Source organism: Derxia lacustris, from assembly GCF_002105195.1.
In the GTDB taxonomy this organism is placed as follows: Bacteria; Pseudomonadota; Gammaproteobacteria; order Burkholderiales; family Burkholderiaceae_E; genus Derxia; species Derxia lacustris.
The window spans coordinates 103,934-130,208 of record NZ_MUHU01000026.1 but is presented as its reverse complement, the minus strand read 5'-3'; the positions used below and the strand labels follow the sequence as shown (position 1 = coordinate 130,208).

The window sequence follows — 26,275 nt, the reverse complement described above, 5'->3', positions numbered from 1 at the left end:
GGCGGCAGAAAAGTCAGCGAGCCGTGCCGCGCGACTCGCGCGCTGCCAGCTCGTAATCGTCGGCAACGAAAAATTCGTTCTCGATCCGCCCGGGACGGCGGCGCACATCGACATGCACCCGCCCTTCTGGCGAACGCGCCGCGCCGACCGCGTGCAACACCCGCAAGGCATCGCGGGCCGTCTTGACGGTCAGGTCGCCCAGACCGATCGGGCCACGCTCAAGCAGCGGCAGCAGACCGGCCAGCAAGTCTCGGTCGCCGAGCGCGAAGGCCTCGGCCTCGGCGCGCCGCAACGCAGCGTCAAGCCGACTGGCCGCGTCGATGACCAGCGGCGCCATCGCTACCGCCGGCAACTCGTCGCGCCGCTGCGGTGCCCAGCGCAGCACCGCCGGTGCCAGTCGGACCTCGCTCATGGCAAGCCGTCCGCCAAGCACGTCGAGCAAGGTCAGGCGTGCCGGCGCCGGCTGCTCCTTGAGCCAGCCCATCGTTCGCCCAAGCGGCGATTCGGCACCGTAATCGAGCGACAGCGCCTGTCGCAGCAGGCTCGCAAAGCGGCGCACATAGTTGTTCATCTCCGAGCGCAGCATCGGCAGCTTGGTTTCGCAGGCCGCATCGACCATGGTCTGAATGCGGTCGGCCAGCCATTGCATCGGACTGCGACCCTGGGTCTCGCGCTCCAGCCAAGGCGCGCGCTGGAGCAGATGCGCATCGATCGCCATGCGCGCGTCGCCGGGCAAGGCCAGCACGCGGTCGAGCGCCTCGGCGATGTGACCGCGATGACGCTCGGCCGAGTCGGCCACCAGTCGCACCGCGTACTCGCGCGCAAAGCGCTTTTCGATGAACTCGTTGAACTCGCTCCAGGCCACCTGCTGGGCCAGCGCTTCGCGTGTGAGGCTCTGGATCAGCTGGCGGAAATACTCGATGTCGTCCTGCAAGTCCTGCACGACGCGGCTGGCGAATTCATGCGCATCGAGCAGCTCGTCGGCATCCTGGCTGTCGAGAAAGGCCGCCAGCGCCTTGCGCGCCGAGCGCATGTTGCGTTGCCGGGTACGGGTACGCGAATCGTCGAGTTCGGCAAAGGTCTGGCTGAAAGCCTTGCCGGCACGACTGAGCTTGAGCGTGGGCCGCAGATCGATCGGATCGCGGTAATCCTCGATCCAGCCATGCTGCTTGAGCTTGAGCAGCAATTCGCCGGCGCAAGTCCGCTCCTCTTCTGCCGACACCGCCCGGCCATCGTCGAAGGCCTGGGCTCGCAGTGCCGGATCGGCCAGCGCACGCACGATTACCTCGATGACGATTTCCCGCGTCAGCGGCTCCGAATAATCGGCATTCGTGCCGTGCACGCGCTCGTGCAACTGACGCAGCACCGTCGCGCACAACTCACGGTTGCCATGCGTCAGCGGCCGAAAGAACTGCTCGCGCGGTGAATTGAAAAAATGCATGCCGCCAATCCCGGGCTGCGGCGCTCAGCCGCGCCATTCGAAACGCTGGGCCAGCGCATCGAGCGTGGCATTCGATTGCACCGCGTCATGCGGAATCAGCAAATACCGCCAGGGCTTGCCGCCGTTCCGGCGCGAATAATCGGATGCATGTGCGCACCATTGCGCAGCGGCCAGCGCCTTGGCCCGCACTTCGTCGGTTTCGATATCGCCGGCGCGCTTGGTTTCGATGAGCAGATTCTCCAGTCGGGTCGTAGCCACGAAATCCGGCACATATTCCGGCTGCTCCACGCCCCGGCGGTAATAGATATTGAATTGCTGGGCCACCGGCCGAAACCAGCGCTGCGAATCGCGCTCAAGAATCACGGCCAGCACCCGCTCGGTATCCGAGTGAAACTTCTGGAAGGTGTAGGCGCAACGGCTGAAGCCCCCGTACACCAGCGCCGCAATGCGGCTGCGGTCGGCAGGCGGCTGATGCAGCGCAAGCACCTCGCCCTGGGCCGTGACCGCGCACGGACGCAAGGGCGTGAAACCCTGGCTGACCACCACCTCGGTTTCATCGGCGCTCTCGAAATGATTGCGGGCCAGTTGCGCATGTAGATTGTCGGCAATCGACTTTGCATGATTGCCGAGCACGCTGTGCAATTCATCTTCGGACTTCAGATAGGACCGGAAATGCGCCACCACCTGTTCGGCCAATTCATTGAGCAGATCGCCGTGATCGTCATAGGAAATGTCGTCGAAATCGATCAGTTCCCGAATCACATAATCTGCCAGCCGCAATTCCTGCACGATTGAAGATCGGCCATAAAGCAATTCCTCACCGCTCTGCAATCCGCGACTGACCAGCTGTTCGTCTTGCGGCTGGAAATTGAAGCGCGAGACATCGAGCGCAAACGGGCGATAGCCCGAGCGGACCGCGCCCTTCGGCTTTACCAATATCCGCGGAATGTCGATGGTGTGCTCGGCCACCAGCGCCAGCGTCTTGCGCACGATCTCGACCACCGAAGGTCCGTCGGCCGGCAACAGCTCGCCTTGCGACGGCGGCAATCTGGCCTGGACCCGGGCCGCGATGCCGGCCTGCACTTCGGGCTCGGTCAGCGCCGCGCTGGTCGGCACGACCGGTGCCGCATCGCCCGCCGGCCCGCGCCGGCTCAGATCGTTGACCACATCCAGCACCGCCTGCACCACCCGGGTCTGTTCGCCGGTGTAGAGCGCCGTGCCAGGCACCGGCCCGACCGGATAGCTGCCGCCAGCAGGCGTGGCATTGGCCGGCGCGAGGCCCAGCAGCGCCGTCAGCGTGGACTGCACCGACAGATTGCGCAGCGGCGGCGTGTCGGCATCGAGCGGTGCGAGCTTCAGCTCCTTGAGCCGGATCGGCGAGTCGCCGCGCCCGGCCTCGTCCACCACTTCCTGAAAGCGGTCGTGGGCAATGATGTTGAGCCGGTCCACCACCTCGACGCCGGTCTTGCGGCCATAGGGCAGGCGCAGACCGCGCCCGATCGACTGCTCGATCAGCGTGCGGGCGTTGGCCGCCCGCAAGGGCACGATGGTGTAGAGGTTGGTCACGTCCCAGCCCTCTTTCAGCATGTTCACGTGGATGACGATCTCGGTCGGTTCGTCATAGCTCTCCACCGCCAGCAGGCGCTGCACGATCTCGTCGCCCTCGGCGCCGCTGGTGGTGCCGCTGTCCACCTGAATCACCTTGCCCGCATAACGCCCCTCGAACAGCTCGCCGGAAATCAGCTGCATGAGCTGGCTGGCGTGCGCGGTGTCGCGCGCGATGACCAGCATGAAGGGCTTCACCACGCGCTCGCCGGTCTGCTGCGCATAGGTCAGCAGATGCACCTTGGTTTCCTCATGCACGCGCACGCCGTCCATGAGCTTGATGCGCTCCAGCTGCTCGGGGCTGTGGGCCGACGGATCGAAGTTCTGCTGGGTGACGACGGCCGGCTCCTTGACGAAACCATCCTCGATCGCGCGCGCCAGCGTATAGCCCATCACCACGTTCTTGAACGGCACCGGCCCCTTGGTCGATTCGGTAAAAGGCGTGGCCGTCAATTCCAACCCGAGCAGCGGCTTGAGCTCATTGAGCGCCCGCACGCCCGCACTGGCGCGATAGCGATGCGATTCGTCCATCAGCAGCACTAGATCGGGCAGACCGGCCAGATAGTCGAAATAGCTCTGACCCAGATATTCGGAAAGCCGCTTGATGCGCGGTGCCTTGCCGCCGCGCACTTCCGAATTGATCTTGGAAATGTTGAACACATTGATCTCGATGCCGCCCAGCAGGCTGCGCGTGCCCTGGCGCTCATAGGTTTCACCGTCGATCACCTCGGGCGGCGTGACTGCGAATTCGGCAATGCCCTTGAACACGTATTTGGGCGTGTTGGGCGTGAAATCGCGCTTGAGCTTTTCATAGATCGTGAGGTTGGGCGCCAGCACAAAGAAATGCCGATAGCCGAAGGCCGCATGCAGAAAGGCGATGAAGGCACCCATCAGCCGCGTCTTGCCCACGCCGGTGGCCAGTGCAAAGCACAGCGACGGGAAATCGCGCTCGAAATCCGACAGATCGGGAAACTGCGCCTTCAGCGCCTCGACCATCGCGGCCAGATCGGTGGGCGTGCGCGCCGAATGGTCGCGCAGGGCCGGCACCGAATCGATGGCCGCCACCAGCCGATGCAGGCTTTCGGCCTGGGGCGCGCGCAGACTCAAGCGGCCGGCAATGGCGCGGGCGATGTTTTCCGGATTCATTCGCTGCTGTCCTTCTTGTTTTTGGGGGCGGCGGGCCGGGTGCTGCGGCGCGTCTTGTCGATGAGCCTGACCGGCGCGGCAATCGTCGCCTCGAAATCGCGCTCGGCCCGCGAAGGCGCCGCGAGTTCCCGCGCGCGAAACAGGTCGAATTGCGCCTCGGCCTTGGCATGCGCCAACTCGGCGCTGACCTTGCCCGCATGCGTGAGCACATCGCGCTCGGTCATGCGCAGAAAGTCGTCCAGCCGGGCAATCCAGTCGCGCATGGTCATCGGCTTGCGCGACTGGGCCTGCAATTCGGCCACGTCGATATACGCACTCACGATGCGATTGAGCGTCGCGAGTTCGGCTTCATCGAGATAGTTCTTGGCAATCGTCACATCGGCCTTGCGAATCGGCCCGCCCTTCGCCGCGCCAGCCCAATGAGTGAGGCCCATGTTGGGCGCGGCGGCATCGGCGCGTGCGGCAATCAATTCGGCCGCGGTGTGGCCATGGGCGGCCCAATGCATCCTGTTTTGCACCGCTGCAAAAAACCGCTGCGAAGTCTCGACCGTCGGGTCGTAATCGATGCTGGTCGCATAAATGTCGAGCACCTTCTTCCAGAACAGCTTTTCGGAAGAACGGATGTCGCGGATGCGCGCGAGCAGCTCGTCGAAATAGGCATCGTCCTCGGCGCGCTTGAAACGCTCGTCATCCAGCACGAAACCCTTTTGCAGGTAATCGCGCAACGTTTCGGTGGCCCAGCGCCGGAATTGCGTGCCGCGATGCGAGCGCACCCGATAACCGACCGCCAGCACCACTTCCAGCCGGTAATGCTTGAGGCTGCGGCTCACGCTGCGGCCGCCCTCGTCGCGAACCTGTAAGTACGGCTTACAGGTTGCCGCCTCGTCCAGCTCGCCCTCGGCATAGATGGCGCGCAGGTGCTGGGTGATGTTCTGCGGCGTGCTCTGGTAGAGCTCGGCGAGCTGCTGCTGGGTCATCCACAGCGTGCGTTCTTCCAGGCGCACCTGGAGCCGGGTGCTGCCATCGGGCGCCTGATAGAGCAGGAACTCGCCGGCCATGGCTCAGCCCTCGTCGCCGCCAAACAGCGCCTGCTGTCGCGGCACGCCCGGTTCTGGCCGGGGCGCCTGCGGCAGGTTCTCGACATTGAGGCTGTAATCGTCATGGCTCCATTCGCACTTTTGCAGAACCATTTTCGGAATCTTCTTGACCGTGAGATTGGCGAATTGGTCGGCATTGCCGCGAAAGGCCGCGCAGCACACCAGCAGCGAGCGCTGCGGCCCCACTTCCTCGGCCAGCGCGCGCAATTGCTCGGCGCCGAGGGTTTGCGTGGTGACGTAGATGAAATCGCATTCGCTGCTATGGCCGTGCTGCCAATACAGATCGGCGCTCGGCGCATAGCTGAAGCCTTCAAGCTTGCAAATGGCCTCGGCGAGCATTTCGGGGTTGTATTCGCGATTGATGACCCACTGGCCCCAGCGATCCTGCTTGAGCAGGCTGGGTGCGAGGCGGTAATAGCGGAAACCGCCGCCGCCTTTCCATTTAGTGAGTTTTGTAATGCCGGCTGTATCCTGCCCATCGATTACGCGTTGTAGCCGGGGCACGATGTGAGTGTCACAATGCTCGCCAAGCTCGATCATCACCCAGCGCCTTTGCATTTTATGTGCTACTGCGCCCGTAGTGCCGGACCCGGCAAACGAATCAAGCACCCAATCTCCAGGATCAGTGCAGAGCTCCAACACCTTATGAAGGAGCGCTTCCGGTTTCTTACCATTCGGAAAAGAGACGCCCCCTCTTTGGTTAAGTTATTAAGCGGAAATCCTTCCCAATAAGTCCCCGCCTTCTCCAGCTTAACGAGTCGATCTCCCTTCTTAATCGCGACGTCACCTAGCCAAGCAATTAGGTCGCAATTATTACCCTTGTAGTACAGGGTAATTTTTTGACCCTTGCGGCGACCAGACCTAGGTATGTACTCGATACTGAAAAAATCACCTTTTCCGGCGGTGGCGTCCATAACTCGCGTACGAATTGAACTCTGCGCGTTAGTGTCTCTAAAAACTCGATCAAAGTATTTCTTATAGCACTGCTGTTCAGTAAGGCCTTCTCTAGCGGCAAGCACAGAGATTGGCAGCATTACCACGCCGTAATGCGTGTATACGTCAATTGGTTCACCATTGCCGTCTTGAATCTGTTTGAAAAATTCTCTTCGCCCCAAGTCCAGAAGTACTCTGGTGTATTTCCAACTTTTACCCTCAGCACGCATCTCTTCAATGACGTCGAATAAATCTTCTTCATCGTACACATCGTTGAATTTCACAAATCCATGCATTCCATCTTTGTCATTAGCATAAATCAAGATATGTTCAGTATTTTTCTTTAACCTCTTGTCTTCCCCGCCACCTGAAGCACCCGCGGTCTGCTTCATTCGAACGCTTACATGATTAAGGAAATTGGACCGTCCAAAGACTTCGTCAAGCAGCACTTTGGCATAAGCCATTTCTTCATCATTAAGTTGACAGAGAAAGACTCCGTCTGAGCGCAATAATCTTTTAAGGCAAATAAAGCGCTCACGCATCAGTGATAGCCATATAGAGTGCTCCAGTCCATCGTCATAGTGCTTCATCGCCTGCCCAGTATTGTATGGCGGGTCGATATAGATGCATTTCACCTTCCCCGCAAATTCCTGCTCCAGCGCCTTCAGCGCGAGCAGGTTGTCGCCAAAGATCAGTCGATTGTCGAATTGATCGTTGTCCGAAACCCGCTGCTTCGCGCAATAGCTCTTTTCGGTATCTTCCAGAAGAATGCGCGGTTCGAGTTTCGGCCGCACATCCTTGCCGATCCAGGTCAATTCCAGTTTCTGCTTCATCGCTGCATTCCTGCTTGCGGGCGCGGCCATGCCGGCGGGCGGGCGCCTCATTTGGGGGTATTCGCTTGTCGCGGGCTTCGGGCCGGCGGCCTTCGGCGGCCAGTGCCCCGGCGCCCGCGCGGGCCGGTCAGTCGATGCGCCACTCGCAGGCGAACAGCGCTTGCAGCGTCACCCGGCGGTCGAGCTGGGCTTCGAGGTCGTCGATGAGTCGGTCGCGCTCGCGCTGGATTTCATCCTGCCGCACGAACAGCTCGCGGCGCTTTTTGTCCCGTTGCGCTTCCAGCTCGCGCTGCTCCTTCTGGAACGCGAGCTTTTCGGCCAGCGTGGCGGCGCTGCGGCCGCGCGTGCGGGCTTCCTTGATGCGCCGGTCAAGCTCCTTGATTTCGCGTTCGAGGCCGAAGCGCAGATCGTCGGCCCAGGCGTCGAGCTTGTCGGTCTCGGCCGCGAAGTAGTCGAGGTTGCGCGTTTCGACATGGCCTTCGATTTCGCTGCGCCGGGCGTCGAGGCTGGCACGCAGCGCGGCGGGCACCGGAGCGGCGGCCCAGGCGGGCTCGGCCTGGCCGGGCAAGGCGAGCAGCTTTTCGCACAGCTCGGCGTCGAGCGGCTGGCCGCCGGCCTCGGCGGCGATGAGCAGGTAGTCCTCGGTGGTGCCGAGCGCGGCGATGGTCAGGCGCTCGACCACCACGCTGCCGCCGCTGCCACGCAAGGCCAGCAGCCCATCGACGCGGCTGCCGTAGGCGGCGTAGTCGAGGTGCAGGCGCGCGGGCGGCAAGGGGGCGCGCAGTGCGGCCGCGAGCAGGCCCTGGGCGAGCGGATGCTGGAGCCGGTACACATGCGCGTCGTCATTGCGGCGCGGTAGCTCGTAGCGGCCGGCCGGCACGCCGGGGCCGGGCTCGGCCACGCCTTCGGCGACAAGTTCAAGCGGCGCGGGCAGCGTGAAGGCGAGGCCGTCGGCGTCGAACCGGGCGCGGCCGTCGAGCATGGCGCGCGTGAAGCGCATGAGCAGCCGTTCCATGCGGTCGAGGCTGGCGCTGGCGTCGGCCGAGGTGACGCGCAGGCGCTGCTGAACGTCTTCGTCGAAGTGTTCGAGCAGGGCGCGGCGGGCGTCGAGCATGGCGGCATCGATCTCGCCGGCGAGGTCGTGACGCAGCTGGGCGAAAGCGGCGTCGATGTCGTCGGGATGGCGGCAGCGCTGGTAGATGTCGGCGATGCGGCGCTCGAAATCGACGCCCGATTCGATGGCGCCGAGCACTTCGTCGCTCACGCCGAACACGCCGTCGAACAGGCGGAATTTCTGGTCGAGCAGCTCGAAGACACGGACATCGGCCTGGTTGTCGAGGTTGAGGAAGTTGACCACGACCACGTCGTGCTTCTGGCCGTAGCGGTGGCAGCGGCCGATGCGCTGCTCGATGCGCTGGGGGTTCCAGGGCAGGTCGTAGTTGATGACGAGCGAACAGAACTGGAGGTTGATGCCTTCGGCGCCGGCTTCGGTGGCGATCATGATGCTGCCCTGCTCGCGGAACCAGTCCACCAGCGCGGCGCGGGTGTCGGCGGTACGCGAGTTGCTGACGCGGTCGGTGCCGCGATGACGGGCGAGCCATTCGGCATGGATGCGGCGGGCGTCGCCGTCGCTGTTGCTGCCGTTGAAGAGCACGACATGGCCGGCGTGCTCGGTCTGGCCGAGCAGGTTCAGCAGGTAGCTCTGGGTGCGGCGCGATTCGGTGAAGACAATGGCCTTGCGCGCGGCGCCCATCTCGTCGAGCCGCTCGAAGGCGGCCTTGAGGGCGGTGAGCAGGGCCGCGCCCTTGGCGTTGTCGGTGATCGAGACGGCGAGGTCGCGGAAGGCTTCCAGCTCGACGATTTCGGCGCGGATGGCGGCGATTTCGTTCTCGCCTTGCGGGCGGCTGTCGTCGAGGTTGGCGATGCCGAATTCGTCGGCCGTAGCGTCGAAGGATTCGTAGTCGTCGCCCAGCTCCGACGCGGCGGCGATGCGCTCGCCGAGCGTGCGGCGCAGGCGGTTGACCAGGGTGTCGAGCGCGCCCGCGATGGCGAAGGTGCTCGACGACAGCAGCTTGCGCAGCACGAGGGTGATGAGCTGGCGCTGGCTGTTGGGCAGCGCGAACAGGCGCTCGCGCTGGAGGTAGGCCGAAACCAGCTCGTAGAGCGTGGCCTCGTCGGACGAGGGCTTGAAGTCGTAGCGCACCGGGATGCGCCGGGTGTACTTGACGTAGGCCTCGACCTCGCGCCTGAGCGTTCGCTTGCAGATGGGTGCCAGCCGGCGCTGCAACTCGGCGAAGTTGCCGGCGTCGCGCGCATTGCCGAATTGCTGGCGGAAGCTGTCGAGATCGCCGAAGACGAGGTCGTCGATGAAGCTCACGAGGCCGAACAGCTCAAGCAGGGTGTTCTGGAGCGGCGTGGCGGTGAGGAAGACCTTGGGCGCGTGGGCGAGCGCGTCGCGCAAGGTGTTGGCGGTCTTGTTCTCGGGCTTGTAGACGTTGCGCAGGCGGTGCGCTTCATCCACCACCACGAGATCCCAGGGCACGCGGGCCACGTCCGCCGCCTTGCCGGCCGCGAACTGGTACGAGCAGATGACGATGGCCGTGGCGACGGCGCCGGGCGCGGCGGCCTGCTCGAAGGGGTTGGCGACGCCATCGGCCAGCGCCTTCTTGTACGACGTGGCTTCGACAATGATGGCCGGCAGACCGAACTTGTCGGCCAGTTCCTGATGCCATTGCTTGCGCAGATTGGCCGGCACGATGACGAGGATGCGGCGCCTGCGCTCGGCCCAGCGCTGGGCGATGAGCAGGCCGGCTTCGATCGTCTTGCCCAGCCCGACCTCGTCGGCAAGGATCACGCCGCGCGACAGCGGATTGGCGGTCGCAAACAGGGCGGCGTCGATCTGATGCGGATTGAGGTCGACCTGGGCATCGAGCAAGGCGCCGGTCATGCGCTCGATCGAATCGGCTGGCGCCTTGAGCGTGAGCTTGCTGGCGAAGTAGGCGAGCTGGTGTGGGCTGTACTGCATCGTCGCAGGCATGTGACCGGTCCGATGCGAGCACCGGACCGGCGCTACTGGTTTTGAGGGTCAGACGTTGAACCGGAAGTGCATCACGTCGCCGTCCTTCACGACGTATTCCTTGCCTTCGAGCCGCATCTTTCCCTTCTCCTTCGCACCCTGCTCGCCCTTGAACGCGATGAAGTCTTCATAGGCGATCACTTCGGCGCGGATGAAGCCGCGCTCGAAGTCGGTGTGGATCACGCCGGCGGCCTGGGGCGCGGTCGCGCCGATCGGCACGGTCCAGGCGCGCACTTCCTTCACGCCGGCGGTGAAATAGGTTTGCAGCCCGAGCAGGCTGAAGCCGGCGCGGATCAGCCGGTTGAGGCCGGGTTCCGACATGCCGATGTCGGCCAGGAACACCGCCTTGTCCTCGTCGCTCAGGTCGGAGATTTCGGATTCGATCTTGGCGCAGATGGCCACCACCGGCGCGCCGTGCTTCGCGGCGTATTCCTTCAGCCGATCCAGGTGCGGGTTGTTCTCGAAGCCGCCCTCGTCCACGTTGCCGACGAACATCGCCGGCTTGGCGGTGATGAGGCACAGCGTCTTGACCAGCGCGCGCTCGTCGTCGCTGAGATCCAGCGCGCGCACCGGCAGGCTCTGGTCGAGCTGCTTCTGGCACTTTTCGAGCACGTCGACCAGCTTCTTGGCGTCCTTGTCGCCCGAGCGCGCGATCTTGCCGTAGCGGTGCAGCGACTTTTCGACCGTGCCCATGTCGGCCAGGCACAGCTCGGTCTGGATCACTTCCAGGTCGTCGATCGGGTCGACCTTGCCGGCCACGTGGATGATGTTTTCATCCTCGAAGCAGCGCGCCACGTTGACGATGGCGTCGGTCTCGCGGATGTGCGCGAGGAACTGGTTGCCCAGACCTTCGCCCTGGCTCGCGCCGGCCACCAGCCCCGCGATGTCGACGAACTCGACGATGGCATGCATCACGCGCTCGGGCTTCACGATCAGGCTCAGCGCGTCGATGCGCGGATCGGGCACCTCGACCACGCCGGTGTTCGGCTCGATGGTGCAGAACGGATAGTTCTCGGCCGCGATGCCGGCCTTGGTCAGCGCGTTGAACAGGGTGGACTTGCCGACATTGGGCAGCCCGACGATGCCGCATTTGAGGCTCATGGAATTTCCGATCAGGTGAATGCGCGGGAGTGTAGCGAGGCGGCCCGGCGGAGTTCTTGTCAGGGCGCGCGGCGGCGCGAGGCGGGTTGACGGCGGCGGCGCGCTGTCCGCGCCGGCCCGGCCGTTCAGCGCGCGTGCAGCTTCGCCACGGCCTTGTCGCCGTCGCCGCGCACGAAGTCGTCCATCACGTCGAGCGCCGCGTCGATGGCGGCGTCGATCTCGTCCTGGTGCGTGCGGCTGGGCCGGTGCAGCACGAAATCGGCGACCTGCTGGTTGAGCGCCAGCGAGCGCGGATGGCCGATGCCGATGCGCAGGCGCCAGAAATCCTGGCTGCCGATGCGCGCGGCGATGTCCTTGAGCCCGTTGTGCCCGCCCGACGACCCGCCCTTCTTCATCTTGACCGTGCCGGGCAGGAAATCGAGTTCGTCATGCGCCACCAGGATTTCGTCGGGCGCCAGCTTGTAGAAATTGGCCAGCCCCGACACCGAGATGCCCGAGCGGTTCATGAAGGTCTGCGGCTCGCAGAACCAGACCGGCAGGCCGGCGAGCTGGCCCTTGGCCGTCAGCGCCTGGTAGGCCTTGTCGGCACGCAGGCTGGCGCCGGCGCGCGCCGCCAGCCGGTCGGCAAACCAGAAGCCGGCGTTGTGGCGCGTGTCGGCGTATTCCTGCCCCGGATTGCCGAGGCCGACGATGAGCTTGATGGCTTTCATGGCGGCAAGAAAAAGGCCCGCGCGGGGCGGGCCTTTTGCTGGCTTGCGGCGCGATTACTCGGCAGCGGCTTCGTCGCTGGCGCCCTTGGCGGTCGCCACGGCCGACACGATGGCGGCTTCGATGCCGGCGGCGGGGATTTCCACGCCTTCCGGCAGCACGAGATGGCTGGCGTGCAGCGTGACGCCGGCTTCCAGCGTGCTCAGGTCCACCGAGATGAATTCCGGCAGGTTGCCCGGCAGGCACAGCACTTCCAGTTCGGTGACCAGATGGCTGATGACGTTGTGGCCCAGCTTCACGGCCGGCGATTCTTCGCCACCCACGAAGTGCAGCGGCACCTTGATGTGGATCTTTTCGGTCGCGCTGACGCGTTGCAGGTCGACGTGCAGCACGAGCTGCTTGTACGGGTGGACCTGGAAGTCGCGCAGCAGCACGGGGCCGGCTGACACGCCGTCGATGCTCAGATCGAGGATCGACGAATGGAAGGCTTCCTTGCGCAGCGCGTGGAAGATCGAGTTGTGATCGAGCTCGATCGACACCGGCGCGGCCGTGCCACCGTAGACGATGGCAGGAACCTTGCCCGCGCGACGCAGGCGGCGGCTCGCTCCGGTGCCCTGCAGGGTGCGCGTGACGGCTTCAACTTTCATGTTTGCTCCAATGGCTGTGCGCCCCGCGACCAGGTGCGCACTGTGAAAAAACGCCGGCACAAAGGCCGGCGTGCAGATGAGTCGGCAGCCTTATTCGATGAACAGGCTGCTGACCGAATCGGATTTGGTGATGCGGTTGATCGTCTCGGCGAGCAGCGCGCCCACCGAAAGGACGCGGATCTTGCCCGACTTGGCGGCGTCGTCGCGCAGCGGAATGGTGTCGGTCACGACCAGCTCGTCGAGCGCCGAATTGGCCACGCGCTCGGCCGCGCCGCCCGACAGCACGCCGTGCGTGCAATACGCCAGCACGCGCTGGGCGCCGTGATCCTTGAGCGCCTGGGCCGCCTTGCACAGCGTGCCGGCGGTATCGACCATGTCGTCCATGATCACGCAGGTGCGGTTGGCGACGTCGCCGATGATGTTCATCACCTCCGACACGTTCGCCTTCGGGCGCCGCTTGTCGATGATGGCGAGGTCGCTGTCGAGCCGCTTGGCGATGGCGCGCGCGCGCACCACGCCGCCCACGTCGGGCGACACGACCAGCAGGTTCTGGAAGTCCTGCTTCCAGATGTCGCCCAGCAGCACCGGCGACGCATAGACGTTGTCGACCGGGATGTCGAAGAAGCCCTGAATCTGGTCGGCGTGCAGGTCCATCGTCAGCACCCGATCGACGCCGGCCACTTGAAGCATGTTGGCGACGACCTTGGCCGTGATCGCGACCCGCGCCGAGCGCGTGCGGCGATCCTGGCGCGCATAGCCGAGGTAGGGAATGACGGCGGTGATGCGGCCGGCCGAGCTGCGCTTGAGCGCGTCGACCATGACCATCAGTTCCATCAGCGTGTCGTTGGCCGGCGCGCAGGTGGACTGGATCACGAAGACGTCGCGACCGCGCACGTTCTCGTTGATCTCGACCATGACCTCGCCGTCGGAAAACCGGCCCACAGTCATCTTCCCGAGCGGAACGTTGAGGTTGCGGGCGACTTCGGCTGCGAGCCTGGGGTTCGCGTTGCCGGTGAAGACCATCAGGTTTTCGGCGACGGGTGTCATGGCGTGCTTGGAGTCAAGAGCGAACAGACGGAGGGACGTGGAATCGCGCACAGTGAAAAGTGCCGGGCCCACAAAGCAAAACGCCCGCCAGGAAAGCCTGGCGGGCTAATGCTGGCAGGGGAGGAAGGACTCGAACCTTCGGATGCCGGAATCAAAATCCGGTGCCTTAACCAACTTGGCGACTCCCCTAATGCAACGCCTGACGGCGATGCACAAATGACCGCTTGCTTACGGAAGCTGACCGGTCCAGTCGAGCAGCGGATGAACATCGACTCCGCTTGCCATCGTGGCCGTCATGCCCGCAGGCAGCTCGAGCACCGAACTGTTTGCGCCTTGAGGCAGTTGCGCAACGCAGCTGGCACCGGAGCCGCTCATCCTGCCGTGCAGTCGGTTGGCATGGAGCCAATCGAGCGCCGTGCGAACCCTGGGATAGCGGCTTGCTGCCACTGGCTCCATGTCGTTGTGACCGAAGCCGAGCGTGTCTTGCCTGCCGCTTCCCGGAGCCGCGAAAAGCATGGCTTCCGAAAAGCTCGCTACTGTAATTTCCGGTGTATTCCGTGTCAACTCGGGGGCGGAAAAAATCTCTGCCGTGGGCACCGATGTGCCGGGAAATACAACAAGGTAGTCGGCTGGCGGCAGGTCAACGGCGCGCAGCAGTTCGCCGATGCCTTCGGCGAAGGCGCTGCGGCCGTAGATGAAGAAGGGCACGTCGGCGCCGAGCGCCAGGCCGATTTCCATCAGCCGCTCGCGCGCGAGGCCGAGACGCCAGAGCCGGTTGAGGCCGAGCAGCACGGTCGCGGCATCGGAGGAGCCGCCGCCGAGGCCGCCGCCGGCCGGGATCGCCTTGCGCACGGCGAGGGTGACGCCGGCGGTGCAGCCGGTGGCGGCGCGCAGCGCGAGTGCCGCGCGCACCGCCAGATCCTGTTCGGGCGGCAGATCGGCCATGCCGGCGCTGCGCTCGATGCGGCCGTCGGCGCGCGGATGCAGCTCGACTTCATCGGCGAGGTCGAGCAGGCGGAACACGGTTTGCAGCCGATGCCGGCCATCGGCGCGCCGGCCGACGATGTGCAGGAAGAGATTGATCTTGGCCGGCGCCGGCAGCACGACGCCGCCATCGTCGAGCCAGCGGATGGGCGGCATCACGGCGCGACTCCGGTCCAGTCGTCGATGACGATGCGCACGTCGATGGCGGGCGGGCCGGCGCGCCGCAGCCGCAGCGCGGCCGGATGCGTGCCGTCGGCGGACATGCGCGGATAGGCGATGCTCCAGCCGTCCTCGTCGAAGGCTGCAGGCGCGCGCGGACGGCCGCTGCGGTCGCGGCCGCGCAGCCAGTCGCGCAGGCCTTCGACCGGCAGCGGCGCGCCGAGCCGGCGCGCGGCAAGTTCGTCGGGCGAGACGGCCACTTCATCGCCGGCGCTGCTGCGCATGCGCGCGCGGCCGGGCTCGATCCACAGTTCGGCGACGATCTGGCCGAGCGGCGTGGCGAAGGCGAGCGAGCTGGCATCGCCCTGCTCGGCCCAGGTGAAGCTGCCGCTGCTGTAGGCGGGCTGGGCGTCGGGCGCGAGGTTTTCGGTGGTGATGGAGAGCCGGCCCGAGACCGTGAGCCCGGCCGGCCGGCAGTCGACCGCAGCGCAGTCGGGCGCATGAAGGTCGCTCACGGCGGCGCCGGTGCCACGCGGGTCCGGCACTGGCGTGGCTGCGGCAGCCGGCGCGGTCGCGCCGCGTCCGGCCATTCCGGCGCATCCGGTCAGCGCCGCGCATGCCAGCAGCATCGCCGCGACACCGGCGCCCGGCGCGCGGCGCACTTGCCCAGCCATCAGAAGCGCACGTTCAGCCGGGCCAGCGTCTCGACCAGCGTCTCGTTGGCCGGGTCCTGCGCACGGGCGGCGCGCCAGGCCTGCTGGGCCGCATCGCGCTTGCCGGCCACCCACAGCACCTCGCCGAGATGGGCGGCGATTTCGGGGTCGCCGCGCAGCTGGTAGGCGCGTTGCAGCGTGGCGATGGATTCGTCGAGCCAGCCCTGGCGGTAGAGCACCCAGCCCTTGCTGTCCATGATGAAGGGGTCGTCCGGCGCCAGTTCGAGCGCACGGTCGATGAGCCGGCCGGCCTCGTCGAGCCGCTCGTTGCGGTCGGCGAGCGAATAGCCGAGCGCGTTGTAGCCCTGGGCTTCGCCGGGCCGCAGCTCGATCACGCGGCGCAGTGCGCGCTCCATCTCGGCCGGCTTGCCGACCTTGTCGGCCGCCAGCGCGTAGTCGTAGAGCAGTTCGGGCGCGTCGGGCGACTTGGCGAGCGCCTCGGACAGCACGCGGAACGAGCCCTGCGAGTCCTTGCCGTCGCGCAGGATCTGCGCCTCGGTCAGGGTGATCTGCATGGCTTCCGAGTCGTCGCGCGCCGGCAGGTCGTGCAGCACGCGGCGCGCATCGTCGATGCGGCCGTCGCGTGCGGTGAGCAGCGCCACGCGCATCTGGGCGGTGAAGGCGCGCGCGCCCTGCACGCCGCGCAGCACCTCGGCGGCGCGCTTATAGTCGTGCCGGTCCTCGTACAGCTGGGCCAGGCCGAAGCGCACCGCATCGACATCGAGCCCGCCGTTGTTGGGCACCGCCCGGGCGGCCGCGATGGCGCGCTCGAAGCCCGTTTGCGCGAGGTCGAAATCCTTGATCTGGTAGGCGATGCCGGCCGCCGCCGCGATGAGCCGGGGCGGCGCCGACTTGTCGAGCAGCGGCTTGACGACGGCGCGCGTGGCATCGACATCGCCGCTCTGGGCCAGCGCGCGCGCATAGGCGAGCCGCACTTCGAGCGCGTCGGGATGGGCCTTGGCGTGATCGCGCAGCAGGCCGATCGCGGCACCCGGGTCGCCGGCCGAAAGCAGCTCGGCGGTGGTCAGCACGGCCAGCTCGTTGTTGGGGTCGAGCTTGAGCGCGGCGCGCGCCTCGACCAGCGCGCGGTCGCGCTGACCGGCGCCGAAGGCCGCGCGGGCCAGCGCCAGCCGCACCTGGGGCTGATTGAGATAGGGCTGGCCGAGCCGGTCGAGCACTTGCAGCGTGGCGGCCTTGTCGCTGCCAATGGACGCCTGCTGCTGCAATTCGGCAAATGCCAGCTCGGGATGGGCCAGACCGGCCAGCCAGGTCTTGAGCAGCGGCTCGGCCTCGGCGATGCGGCCCGACTCGACCAGCAGACCGCGCAGCGCGGTCTGCGCATCGCGGTCCTCGGGCGCAATCTGCGACCACAGCCGCGTCGCTTCGAGCATCGCGTCGACATCGCGGCGCGCCAGCGCGATCTCGACCGCGCGCTTGGCCAGCCGCGCATCGCCGGTGCTGCGCGCGACCGACAGATAGGTGGCATAGCCGGCCGCGACCTCGCCGCGTTGCAGGGCGATCTCGGCCATGATGATCTGGTACATCGACGGCGCATCGAAGCGCTCGTCGGGCAGCACGCGGCGGGCGGCGGCCACGGCGGCGGCGGGCGGCTTGGCGTCGTCCGAGGCCTGGGCCAGCGCCACGCGGCTTGCTGCGGCAGTGGCCGGCAGCGCCGTCATCAGCCCGGCTGCGCCAAGGGCCAGCGCGAGCGCCCGACTAGAATGTTTGAGCCTTCCGATGTCCATTCGCCGTGCCCGATCGCAAGTGATTTGTTCCGTGGCAAGCATAGTCCATGCACGCAAGGCCGGCCGGCCGTGACGCCCTGATACCTCCATGCCAGAACTCCCCGAAGTCGAAGTCACCCGGCGCGGCATCGAGCCGCATCTGCTCGGCGCGCGCGTGGTCGCGGTGCGGCTGTCGGACAAGGCGCTGCGCTGGCCGCTGGCCGCCGAGGCGCCGGCGCTGCTGGCCGGCCAGACCGTGCTGTCGGTCGACCGGCGCGGCAAGTACCTGCTGATCGAGACCGCGCCGGGCTGGCTCATCGTTCACCTTGGAATGTCGGGCCGGCTGTCGGTGCTGCCCGACGGCGTGCCGCCCGGCGCCTGGGACCATGCCGATATCGTCATCGACGGCGCCGCCGGCCGGCAGCTGCTGCGGCTGACCGATCCGCGCCGCTTCGGCGCCGTGGTGTGGCATGCGCGTGCCGACGGTCCGCTGGCCGGGCACAAGCTGCTCGCCGCGCTCGGCATCGAGCCGTTCTCGGCCGGCTTCGATGCGCGGCTGTTCCATCGGCTGGCGCAGGGCCGGCGTACCGCCATCAAGCAGGTGCTGCTGGCCGGCGACATCGTGGTGGGCGTGGGCAACATCTATGCATCCGAGGCGCTGTTCCTGGCCGGCATCCGGCCCACCACGGCGGCCGGCAAGCTGTCGCTGGCGCGCTGCGAGAAGCTGGTCGCGGCGATCCGCGACGTGCTCGGGCGCGCGATCGCGGCCGGCGGCAGCACGCTGCGCGACTTCGCCCGCAGCGACGGCTCGCCCGGCTATTTCCAGCTCGAAACCGCCGTCTACGGCCGCGCCGGCGAGCCCTGCCGCGTCTGCAGCGAGCCGGTGCGCGCAATCCGTCAAGGACAGCGCGCGACCTTCTGGTGCTCGCACTGTCAGCACTGAAACCGCGTGCTACGGTCGCCGGTCGCCCCCAATGCGCTAACCGACGGAGTTGAAGCGATGAGCCAGTTTGCCCGCCAGGTCGAGGATTACAGCAGCTGGCGCGGCAGCCTCGCGCAAGCCATCGGGCGCCACCGCGACTGGGTCGCCGAGCACGGACTCGACAGCCCGGCGGTCGGCGCCAGCGTCGCGCGCATGCTCGAGCGGCTGCGCGGCGAGAAGCTCACCGTGGCCTTCGTCGCCGAGTTCTCGCGCGGCAAGAGCGAGCTCATCAACGCGGTGTTCTTCGCCGGCTACGGTCGCCGCATGCTGCCGAGCGCCGCCGGCCGCACCACCATGTGCCCGACCGAGCTGGTCTACGACCCGACGCTGCCGGCCGGCATCCGGCTGCTGCCGATCGAGACGCGCGGCGAGCGCGGCACCACATCCGACTACCGCAACCGGCTCGACGCCTGGACCGCCGTCAACTTCCGCATCGACGATGCCGACGCCGTGGCGACGGCGCTGGCGCGCGTGGCCGAGACGCGCAAGGTGCCGGTCGCCGTCGCGCGCGCGCTCGGTCTGGCCGAGGACGACGACGGCGCCACCGAGATCGAGATCCCGGTCTGGCGCCACGCCATCATCAACTTCCCGCATCCGCTGCTGGAGCAGGGGCTGGTGGTCATCGACACGCCGGGGCTGAACGCGCTCGGCAGCGAGCCCGAACTCACGCTCAACCTCATCCCGGGCGCCGATGCGGTGGTGTTCATCCTGGCCGCCGACACCGGCGTGACCCAGTCCGAGCATGCGGTCTGGACCGAGCATCTCGACGGCATCGCGGCCACCCACCGCGTGGTGGTGCTCAACAAGATCGACGCGATGTGGGATGCGCTGCGCACGCCGGCCGAAGTGGCCGGCGAGATCGAGCGCCAGACCCGCGAGAGCGCCGCCACGCTCGGACTGGCGCGCGATCAGGTGTTTCCGCTCACCGCGCAGAAGGGGCTGGTGGCCAAGATCGCCGGCGACGCCGACCTGCTGACGCGCAGCGGCCTGCCCGATTTCGAGCAGGCGCTGGCGCAGCGGCTGGTGGAACAGCGCCAGCGCATCGTGCGCGGCCAGCTCGCCATCGACCTCGACAGCATCGACCGCGAGGCCCACGCCATCCTGGTCGGCCGCTCGCGCATCGTGTCCGAGCAGCTGGGCGAGCTGGAATCGCTGCGCGGCAAGAACCGCGCGGCGGTCGACCGCATGCTCGAACGGCTGCAGAACGAGCGCAGCGACTTCGACAATCTGGTCAAGCAGCTGGTGGCGCTGCGCGCGGTGTTTGCGCGGCTGTCCAACCAGGTGTGGTCGGTGCTGGGCGAGGACGCGGTGCGCGAAGCCGCCGCCGAGGCGCGCGAACGCATGATCCAGCACACCTTCTCGGCCCAGCTGCGCGGCTCGATGCACGACTACTTCGACACGCTGGCCGAGCGCATGCGCATCGCCCAGTCCACGCTCGACGAGATCCAGTCGCTGGTCAACGCCATGGGCAAGCGCTTTGCCGCCGAGCGCAGCATGACCATTCCGCCGGCGCCCAAGCTCAAGCTCGGCCGCTATGCCGAGGCCATCGACCGGCTGCGCCGCAAGGCCGATGCCCACTTCAGCACGGTGCAGATCGTGACCCGGGTGCGCGCCAATCTGGTCGACCGCTTCTTCGCCGCCATGTCGCAGGGCGTGCGCGACATCTTCGACCGCGCCGGCCGCGATGCCGAAGCCTGGCTCGACTGCGCGCTGACGCCGATCGAATCGCAGGTGCGCGAGCAGCAGCGCGATCTGCGGCGCCGGCTCGAATCGATCCGCCGCGTGCATGAAGCCAGCAGCGAACTCGAAGAACGCGTGGAAGAACTGCGCAGCCAGCTGGTCGTGGCCGAAGCCGAATGCAGCGACCACGACGACCGCAGCGCCGAGCTGCGCGCGCTGATCGGCACCGAAGTGATCTCGCTCACCGCCACCGACGTGCCGCGCCTGCGCATGGCCGCGTCGGCCGCCCAGCGCGGCGCCACCGCCTGATCGCGCGGCGCCGGCCGGCGCCAGCGCCTCGGGCATCATCGGCCGATGCCCGAATCCCGCCCCAGCTTCTCCGCCCGCATCGTCGACTGGCAGCGCCAGCACGGCCGCCATCACCTGCCCTGGCAGCAAAGCACCGACGCCTACCGCGTCTGGCTGTCGGAAATCATGTTGCAGCAGACCCAGGTCGCGACGGTCATCCCCTACTACGAGCGCTTCCTGGCGCGCTTTCCGACGGTGGCGGCACTCGCCGCCGCGCCCGACGGCGAGGTGATGGCGCTGTGGGCCGGCCTCGGCTACTACACCCGGGCGCGCAATCTGCACGCCTGCGCGATTGCCGTCATGCGCGACCACGGCGGCGTCTTTCCGACCGACGCCGCCACGCTCCAAACCCTGCCCGGCATCGGCCGCTCGACCGCCGCCGCGATCGCCGCGTTCAGCTCGGGCGAGCGCGGCGCCATCCTCGACGGCAATGTGCGGCGGGTGCTGGCGCGCTGGGCCGGCATCGAGGGCTGGACCGGCGCGCCGGCGGTCGAAGCGCGGCTCTGGACCCTGGCCAACAGCCTGCTGCCGCCGCCCGCGCCGGGCGCCATCGAGAGCTACACGCAAGGCTTGATGGACCTCGGCGCCACCGTCTGCACGCGCGGCAAGCCGGGCTGCGACGCCTGCCCGCTGGCCGCCGATTGCGTCGCGCTGCGCGACGGCCGCACCGCCAGCCTGCCGTCACCGCGCCCCAAAAAGGCCGTGCCGACGCGCGCCGCCGCGATGCTGATCGCGCTGCACGGCGACGAGGTGCTGCTGGAGCGCCGCCCGCCGAGCGGCATCTGGGGCGGGCTGTGGACGCTGCCCGAATTCGCCGATGCGCCAGCGCTCGCAACCGCGCTGGCGCGGCTCGATGCCGACGCGGTCGCCCGGCCGCTGGCGCCGCGCGAGCATCAGTTCACGCATTTCAAGCTCAGCTTCGTGCCGATGCTGGCGCGACTGGTGCGCAAGCCGACGGTCGCCGCCGAGCCGGGCCAGCTCTGGCTGGCGCTGGCCGATGCCGCCGACGCCGCCCTGCCCACGCCGGTCAAGCGCGTGCTGCTCGACCTGCATGCCAGCGAGCGCGGCGGGCTGTTCGGCAGCGAGTGACGCGCGGCGCGGCGCCGCCTGCCGTCACAGCACCTTCTGCTGGCGCAGATAGGTATCCACGATGGCCAGCCGCTCATGGCCGCTTTCCAGCTCCATCAGCTTCTGCTTGGCCTTGAGCGGCACCGGCAGCACTTCGCACAGCCGGTTGGCGACCCAGCCGGCCTCGTGCAGCGCATAGGGCTCGTGGAAGGGAAAGCTGTCGAGCGCGCCGGGCTCGGGCGGCGCTTCGGCGGTGTCGCGCTTTTCCTCCAGCTCGGCGATCAGGCGCGCCAGCAGCGCCACGCATTCGCGGTGCTCCAGCGCCACCGGCGCCGGCGCATCGACCGCAATCGGCTCGACATTGGCGCGCACCAGCCCGTTCGACTGCACATGCGATTCGAGGATGCGAAAGCGCTCGCGGCCGACGGTGCGGATGTGCAGCACGCCGAGATCGCGCATGTCCCAGGCCAGGATTTCGGCGAAGCAGCCGACCGCTTCGGGCACGGCGGCCTCGCCCGGCTTGCGCGACACCTCGTTGCCCTGGGCGATCAGGCACACGCCAAAGCGGCTGCCGTCGCGCAGGCAGTCGCGCACCATGTCCATGTAGCGCGCCTCGAACACCCGCAGCGGCAGCACGCCGGACGGGAACAGCACGGTGTTGAGCGGGAAGATCGGCAGGTCGTTCATCGCGGAGGCGGCCGGAGCGCTGCCGGCGTCAAAAGGGAGGAAGCGCGACGGTACGCCCGAAATGCCGGCGCCACCGACCCCGCGTCGCATCTGCGGCAGCGCAAGCCTGTGGCAAAGAACACCACGCTGGCGTCCCGGACAGCTTCGTCCCGTCAGGCCCCTGCGACTAGGCTCTGGCCCGCAGCAATGCATCCGCAACACGCGGCACGGCAACCACCGCAGACCGCCCCTCAAGAAGAGAAATCCATGTCGATCAGCCTCAAGTCCCTCCTCGCCGCCGCCGCCCTGGCCATGCTCGCCGCCTGCGCGACCGAAAGCTCGCGCAGCGTCGCCGTCGAGCGCGTGCAGTCGGCCGCCGCGCCCTACACCGGCGCCGTCACGCCGGTCTCGGTCGGCAAGTTCGACAACCGGTCGAGCTATATGCGCGGCGTGTTCTCCGACGGCGTCGACCGCCTCGGCAGCCAGGCCAAGACCACGCTCATCGCCCATCTGCAACAGTCGCAGCGCTTCTCGGTGCTGGACCGCGACAACCTGACCGAAACCGGCCAGGAGGCGCGCCTGCAAGGCACGGCGCAGACGCTGCGCGGCGCGTCCTACGTCATCACCGGCGACGTGTCCGAATTCGGCCGCAAGGAAGTCGGCGACCACCAGCTGTTCGGCCTGCTCGGCCGCGGCAAGACCCAGGTGGCCTATGCCAAGGTCACGATCAACGTCGTCAACAGCCTCACGGCCGAAGTCGTGTTCTCGGCCCGCGGCGCCGGCGAGTACGAACTGTCGAACCGCGAAGTGCTCGGCTTCGGCGGCACCGCCGGCTACGACGCCACGCTCAACGGCAAGGTGCTCGACTTGGCCATGCGCGAAGCGGTCAACAACCTGGTCGCGGGCAAGGACGCCGGCCAGTGGGGCAGCAAGTGATGCGGCGATTGCAAACGTCGGCGCGGCTGCTGGCGGCAGCGGCGGTGCTGCTGACCGCCGGCTGCGCCGCGCCGCCGCCCAAGCCGCTCTACATGTGGGAAGGCTTTCCGCGCGGCCAGTACGAGACGCTGCTGCATGACGGCAGCAGCAGCCCGCAGGACCAGATCCAGAAGCTGGAAGCCGTGGCCGAGAAGGCACGCGGCGCCAATGCCGCGCTGCCGCCCGGCTTTCGCGCCCATCTGGGCCTGCTGCATCTGACCGCCGGCGACAGCGCCCAGGCCCGCGCGCTGTGGCAGGCCGAGCGCGCCACTTTCCCCGAGTCGGCGCCCTACATCGATCAGCTGCTCAAGCGGCTCGATCCGCCCGCGTCGGCCGACGCAAGGAAGGCTTCATGAACGCCCTGCGCCTTGCGCTCGCCGCCGGCTGCGCCGCCCTGACCCTGCTGGCCGGCTGCGCCGCGCCGGCCGCATACGACTACTCGGCCTTCCAGGCCGCCAAGCCGGCCTCGCTGCTGGTGCTGCCGCCAACCAACGATTCGCCCGAGCTCAAGGCGTCGCCGGCGGTCTGGGCCAGCGCCACCCTGCCGCTGAGCGAGGCCGGCTACTACGTGCTGCCGGTCACCCTGGTCGAGCAGACCTTCCAGGAAAACGGCGTCACCGGCGCCGAGGATGCCCAGGCGCTGCCGCTGGCCAAGCTGCGCCAGGTGTTCGGCGCCGATGCGGCCGTGTATCTGCGCGTCAAGCAGTACGGCACCAGCTATGCGGTGCTGTCGAGCGAGACCCGGGTGACGGTGGAAGGCCGCATCGTCGATCTGCGCAGCGGCCAGGAGCTGTGGAAGGGCTCGGCCACGTCCTCGTCGGCCGAGCAGCAGAACCAGTCGGGCGGCGGGATCATCGGCGCGCTGGTGCTGGCGGTGGTCAAGCAGATCGCCGGCACGGTCAGCGATGCGTCGTACAACTACGCGGTCATCACCGACCAGCGCCTGCTCGGCGCGCCGCGCGTCAACGGCATCCTCGCCGGGCCGCGCTCGCCGCTGTACGGCCAGCCGCCGCTGACGCCGCGCTAGCCGGCTTCAGCCCAGCTCGCGGTGCCGCACGATCACATGCGGCACCTCGGCCGCCAGCGCCTTGGCCAGCCGCTCGCAGCACCACACCGAGCGGTGCTGGCCGCCGGTGCAGCCGATGGCCACCGTCAGATAGCTGCGCTGGTCGCGCACGAAGGCCGGCAGCCAGTTGCGCACGAAGCGCTCGATGTCGTCGGCCAGCCGCAGCGCGTCGGGCACCGATTCGAGGAAGTCGATCACCGGCCGGTCGCGCCCGGTCAGCGTGCGCAGCGACGGGTCGTAGAAGGGATTGGGCAGCGGGCGCAGGTCGAACACCATGTCGGCATCGAGCGGCAGGCCGCGCTTGAAGCCGAAGCTCTGGAACATCAGCGTCAGCCCGGTCCATTCGCGGCCGACGAAATCGCTGACCCAGTGGCGCAGCTTGGGCGCCGACAGCGCAGTGGTGTCGACGATGAGCCCGTACTGCGCCAGCTTGCCGACCACGTCGCGCTCGCGCTCGATGGCCTCGATGAGCGAGGGCGTGGAATCGGCATCGACGCCGATGGCCGTCGGCGACAGCGGATGGCGCCGGCGCGTCTCGGAATAGCGCCGCACCAGCTCGGGCGTGCTGGCGGTGAGGAACATCATCCGCACGTCGGCGCCGTAGGTGCGCAGGCCCGCGATGATGTGCGGCAGCTCGGCCACCGAAGCGCCGGAGCGCGCATCGATGGCGACCGCCACCTGCTCCTCGCCCTGCTCGCGCAGATGCGCGACCAGCTCCGACAGAAAGGCGGCCGGCAGGTTGTCCACGCAATAAAAGCCCGAATCCTCGAGCACCTTGAGCGCCACCGATTTGCCGGCGCCCGAAACGCCGGTGATGAGCACGATCTTCTGCATGGCTTGCCTTGTGGATCAGTCGTCGTCGTCGGCGAAGGCCGGAAGGCTGCCCGCCGCGCGCGGCATGAAGGTGACAGGCGCGTCACCGGCCGGCGTGGCGCAGGGCTCGGCATCGGCCTCGTCGAAGGCGATATCGCCATCGGCATCGGGCACGCCGGTCGCGGCAATCGTCTCGAACGGGTAGCGGCTGCGGTCCATCAGATGCGACGGCACCACCGCCGACAGCGCCGAGAAGCAGTTCTCCACGCGGCCCGGAAAGCGCTTGCCCCAGTCGCGCAGCATCGCCTTGATTTCCTGGCGCTGGAGGTTGGGCTGCGAGCCGCACAGGTCGCACGGAATGATCGGAAACCGCCGCGCCTCGGCCCAGCGCTCCAGATCCGTTTCTTTCACATAGGCGAGCGGGCGGATCACCACATGCCTGCCGTCGTCGCTGACCAGCTTGGCCGGCATGCCCTTGAGCTTGCCGCCGAAGAACATGTTGAGGAACAGCGTTTGCAGGATGTCGTCGCGGTGATGGCCGAGCGCGATCTTGGTCGCGCCCAGCTCGTCGGCCACGCGGTACAGGATGCCGCGCCGCAGCCGCGAGCACAGGCCGCAGGTGGTCTTGCCCTCCGGAATCACGCGCTTGACGATGGAATAGGTGTCCTGCGTCTCGATGTGGAACTCGATGCCGCGCTCGCGCAGATAGGCCGGCAGCACCTCGCGCGGAAAGCCCGGCTGGCCCTGGTCGAGGTTGACCGCCACGATCGAAAAATCGATCGGCGCGCGCTCCTTGAGCATGAGCAGCACATCGAGCATCGCGAAGCTGTCCTTGCCGCCCGACATGCACACCATCACCCGGTCGCCGGCCTCGATCATGTTGAAGTCGCCGATGGCCTGACCCACCAGCCGGCACAGCCGCTTGCTGAGCTTGTTGTTCTCGTAGGCGCGGCGTTCGTCCGCCTTCGCGAGCAATGCGCTCATCTCAAACCTCCTTGATGTGGAAGACCTCGACGCCGACCGACGCGCAATCGGGATAGGCGTCGGGCTTCTCGCTCGTCACGCGCACGGCGCGCACCAGCGGATGCGCAAGCAGCGTGCGGGCGATGTCGTCGACCAGCGTTTCCTGCAAATGGATGTGGCCCTGGCGCACCCGCGCCAGCACCGCCTCGCGCATCAGGTCGTAGTCGACCACTTCTTCGAGCGAATCGCGCGCCGGCGTGGTGCCGGCCAGCGGCACCCACAGCTCCACGTTGAGGATGACGCGCTGCTCATGCTTTTTCTCGAACGCATGCCAGCCGATGGACAGGTCGAGCTCGTAGTCGCGCAGGAAGAGGCGACGGCAGTCGCGCAGGGCGTCAGGGGAAAAGATCATGAAATCAGGCCGGTGGAGCTGGGCGGGCAACGATAACCGATGACTGTCCGGCTAGATCGACGCTGCCAGGCGATCGAATTTCGTTTCG

21 protein-coding genes, 1 tRNA gene and 1 pseudogene are annotated in these 26,275 nt (G+C 67.3%); 6 read left to right on the top strand and 17 right to left on the bottom strand.

The annotated features are described in order from the left end of the window. Positions 1-13 precede the first annotated feature (13 nt). The 13 genes and pseudogenes from B9P64_RS18470 to B9P64_RS18405 all read right to left on the bottom strand — a co-directional run bounded on the left by B9P64_RS18470 (position 14) and on the right by B9P64_RS18405 (position 17,169). Positions 14-1,441, bottom strand: coding sequence for a Wadjet anti-phage system protein JetA family protein (locus B9P64_RS18470; RefSeq protein ID WP_085317631.1), 1,428 nt, complete (start codon positions 1,439-1,441; stop codon positions 14-16). Positions 1,442-1,465: 24 nt separating this feature from the next. Next, positions 1,466-4,192, bottom strand: a complete 2,727-nt coding sequence (locus B9P64_RS18465; RefSeq protein ID WP_085317629.1) for a DEAD/DEAH box helicase — start codon at positions 4,190-4,192, stop codon at positions 1,466-1,468. After that, positions 4,189-5,250 (bottom strand): virulence RhuM family protein, encoded by a 1,062-nt coding sequence (locus B9P64_RS18460; protein WP_085317627.1) that lies wholly within the window; start codon positions 5,248-5,250, stop codon positions 4,189-4,191. Before B9P64_RS18460 ends, B9P64_RS18465 begins: the two co-directional genes overlap by 4 nt. Positions 5,251-5,253: 3 nt before the next feature. Continuing rightward, positions 5,254-7,055: pseudogene (locus B9P64_RS29115) on the bottom strand (DNA methyltransferase); the annotation flags it as partial. A 127-nt stretch (positions 7,056-7,182) separates the two neighbouring features. Then, entirely contained in the window at positions 7,183-10,092 is a 2,910-nt protein-coding gene (locus tag B9P64_RS18445) for an SNF2-related protein (RefSeq protein ID WP_085317621.1), read from the bottom strand. A 48-nt stretch (positions 10,093-10,140) separates the two neighbouring features. Continuing rightward, positions 10,141-11,232: a redox-regulated ATPase YchF gene (gene ychF / locus B9P64_RS18440; RefSeq protein ID WP_085317619.1), complete on the bottom strand. Its 1,092-nt coding sequence runs from the start codon at positions 11,230-11,232 to the stop codon at positions 10,141-10,143. Between the two features lie 125 nt (positions 11,233-11,357). After that, on the bottom strand, positions 11,358-11,942 hold the full coding sequence (gene pth / locus B9P64_RS18435) for an aminoacyl-tRNA hydrolase (protein ID WP_085317617.1): 585 nt from the start codon (positions 11,940-11,942) through the stop codon (positions 11,358-11,360). A 54-nt stretch (positions 11,943-11,996) separates the two neighbouring features. Then, complete coding sequence (locus B9P64_RS18430; protein ID WP_085317615.1) at positions 11,997-12,587, bottom strand: 50S ribosomal protein L25/general stress protein Ctc; 591 nt, start codon at positions 12,585-12,587, stop codon at positions 11,997-11,999. Positions 12,588-12,677: 90 nt separating this feature from the next. Next, the gene (locus tag B9P64_RS18425; protein WP_235840039.1) at positions 12,678-13,634 is read right to left on the bottom strand and encodes a ribose-phosphate pyrophosphokinase; all 957 of its coding nucleotides are present in this window, start codon (positions 13,632-13,634) and stop codon (positions 12,678-12,680) included. A 112-nt stretch (positions 13,635-13,746) separates the two neighbouring features. After that, positions 13,747-13,823 (bottom strand) — tRNA-Gln (locus B9P64_RS18420). 39 nt (positions 13,824-13,862) lie between these two features. Then, on the bottom strand, positions 13,863-14,774 hold the full coding sequence (gene ispE / locus B9P64_RS18415) for a 4-(cytidine 5'-diphospho)-2-C-methyl-D-erythritol kinase (protein ID WP_085317613.1): 912 nt from the start codon (positions 14,772-14,774) through the stop codon (positions 13,863-13,865). Next, complete coding sequence (locus tag B9P64_RS18410) at positions 14,774-15,292, bottom strand: outer membrane lipoprotein LolB (RefSeq protein ID WP_176256882.1); 519 nt, start codon at positions 15,290-15,292, stop codon at positions 14,774-14,776. The genes ispE and B9P64_RS18410 overlap by 1 nt, the downstream gene beginning before the upstream one ends. 158 nt (positions 15,293-15,450) lie before the next feature. Continuing rightward, on the bottom strand, positions 15,451-17,169 hold the full coding sequence (locus B9P64_RS18405; protein ID WP_176256881.1) for a tetratricopeptide repeat protein: 1,719 nt from the start codon (positions 17,167-17,169) through the stop codon (positions 15,451-15,453). Between the two features lie 154 nt (positions 17,170-17,323). Here B9P64_RS18405 and mutM point away from each other — a divergent pair, with 154 nt between their 5' ends. The 3 genes from mutM to mutY are packed head-to-tail and all read left to right on the top strand — an operon-like array spanning position 17,324 to position 21,313. Beyond that, positions 17,324-18,157, top strand: coding sequence for a bifunctional DNA-formamidopyrimidine glycosylase/DNA-(apurinic or apyrimidinic site) lyase (mutM, locus tag B9P64_RS18400; RefSeq protein ID WP_085317608.1), 834 nt, complete (start codon positions 17,324-17,326; stop codon positions 18,155-18,157). 57 nt (positions 18,158-18,214) lie between these two features. Beyond that, positions 18,215-20,185, top strand: coding sequence for a dynamin family protein (locus tag B9P64_RS18395; protein ID WP_085317606.1), 1,971 nt, complete (start codon positions 18,215-18,217; stop codon positions 20,183-20,185). 45 nt (positions 20,186-20,230) lie between these two features. Continuing rightward, positions 20,231-21,313 (top strand): A/G-specific adenine glycosylase, encoded by a 1,083-nt coding sequence (mutY, locus tag B9P64_RS18390; protein WP_085317604.1) that lies wholly within the window; start codon positions 20,231-20,233, stop codon positions 21,311-21,313. A gap of 24 nt (positions 21,314-21,337) precedes the next feature. Here the strand turns inward: mutY and B9P64_RS18385 are convergent, their stop codons facing one another. Further along, positions 21,338-21,979 (bottom strand): LON peptidase substrate-binding domain-containing protein, encoded by a 642-nt coding sequence (locus tag B9P64_RS18385; RefSeq protein WP_085317602.1) that lies wholly within the window; start codon positions 21,977-21,979, stop codon positions 21,338-21,340. 246 nt (positions 21,980-22,225) lie between these two features. On the opposite strand from B9P64_RS18385, the gene B9P64_RS18380 reads away from it, so the two are divergent. From B9P64_RS18380 to B9P64_RS18370, 3 genes are read left to right on the top strand one after another with little or no spacing between them, the layout of a single operon-like run. Continuing rightward, entirely contained in the window at positions 22,226-22,894 is a 669-nt protein-coding gene (locus tag B9P64_RS18380; RefSeq protein WP_085317600.1) for a CsgG/HfaB family protein, read from the top strand. Further along, positions 22,894-23,289, top strand: a complete 396-nt coding sequence (locus tag B9P64_RS18375) for a DUF4810 domain-containing protein (protein WP_085317598.1) — start codon at positions 22,894-22,896, stop codon at positions 23,287-23,289. Before B9P64_RS18380 ends, B9P64_RS18375 begins: the two co-directional genes overlap by 1 nt. Next, positions 23,286-23,960, top strand: coding sequence for a DUF799 domain-containing protein (locus tag B9P64_RS18370; protein WP_085317596.1), 675 nt, complete (start codon positions 23,286-23,288; stop codon positions 23,958-23,960). The genes B9P64_RS18375 and B9P64_RS18370 overlap by 4 nt, the downstream gene beginning before the upstream one ends. A 6-nt stretch (positions 23,961-23,966) precedes the next feature. Here B9P64_RS18370 and rapZ read toward each other — a convergent pair whose 3' ends face one another. From rapZ to B9P64_RS18355, 3 genes are read right to left on the bottom strand one after another with little or no spacing between them, the layout of a single operon-like run. After that, on the bottom strand, positions 23,967-24,833 hold the full coding sequence (gene rapZ, locus B9P64_RS18365; protein WP_085317594.1) for an RNase adapter RapZ: 867 nt from the start codon (positions 24,831-24,833) through the stop codon (positions 23,967-23,969). A 15-nt stretch (positions 24,834-24,848) separates the two neighbouring features. Then, on the bottom strand, positions 24,849-25,796 hold the full coding sequence (gene ttcA / locus B9P64_RS18360; RefSeq protein ID WP_085317592.1) for a tRNA 2-thiocytidine(32) synthetase TtcA: 948 nt from the start codon (positions 25,794-25,796) through the stop codon (positions 24,849-24,851). A 1-nt stretch (position 25,797) separates the two neighbouring features. Then, a complete protein-coding gene (locus B9P64_RS18355; RefSeq protein WP_085317590.1) occupies positions 25,798-26,187 on the bottom strand; it encodes a dihydroneopterin aldolase in 390 nt (129 codons plus the stop codon). Positions 26,188-26,275: the final 88 nt, after the last annotated feature.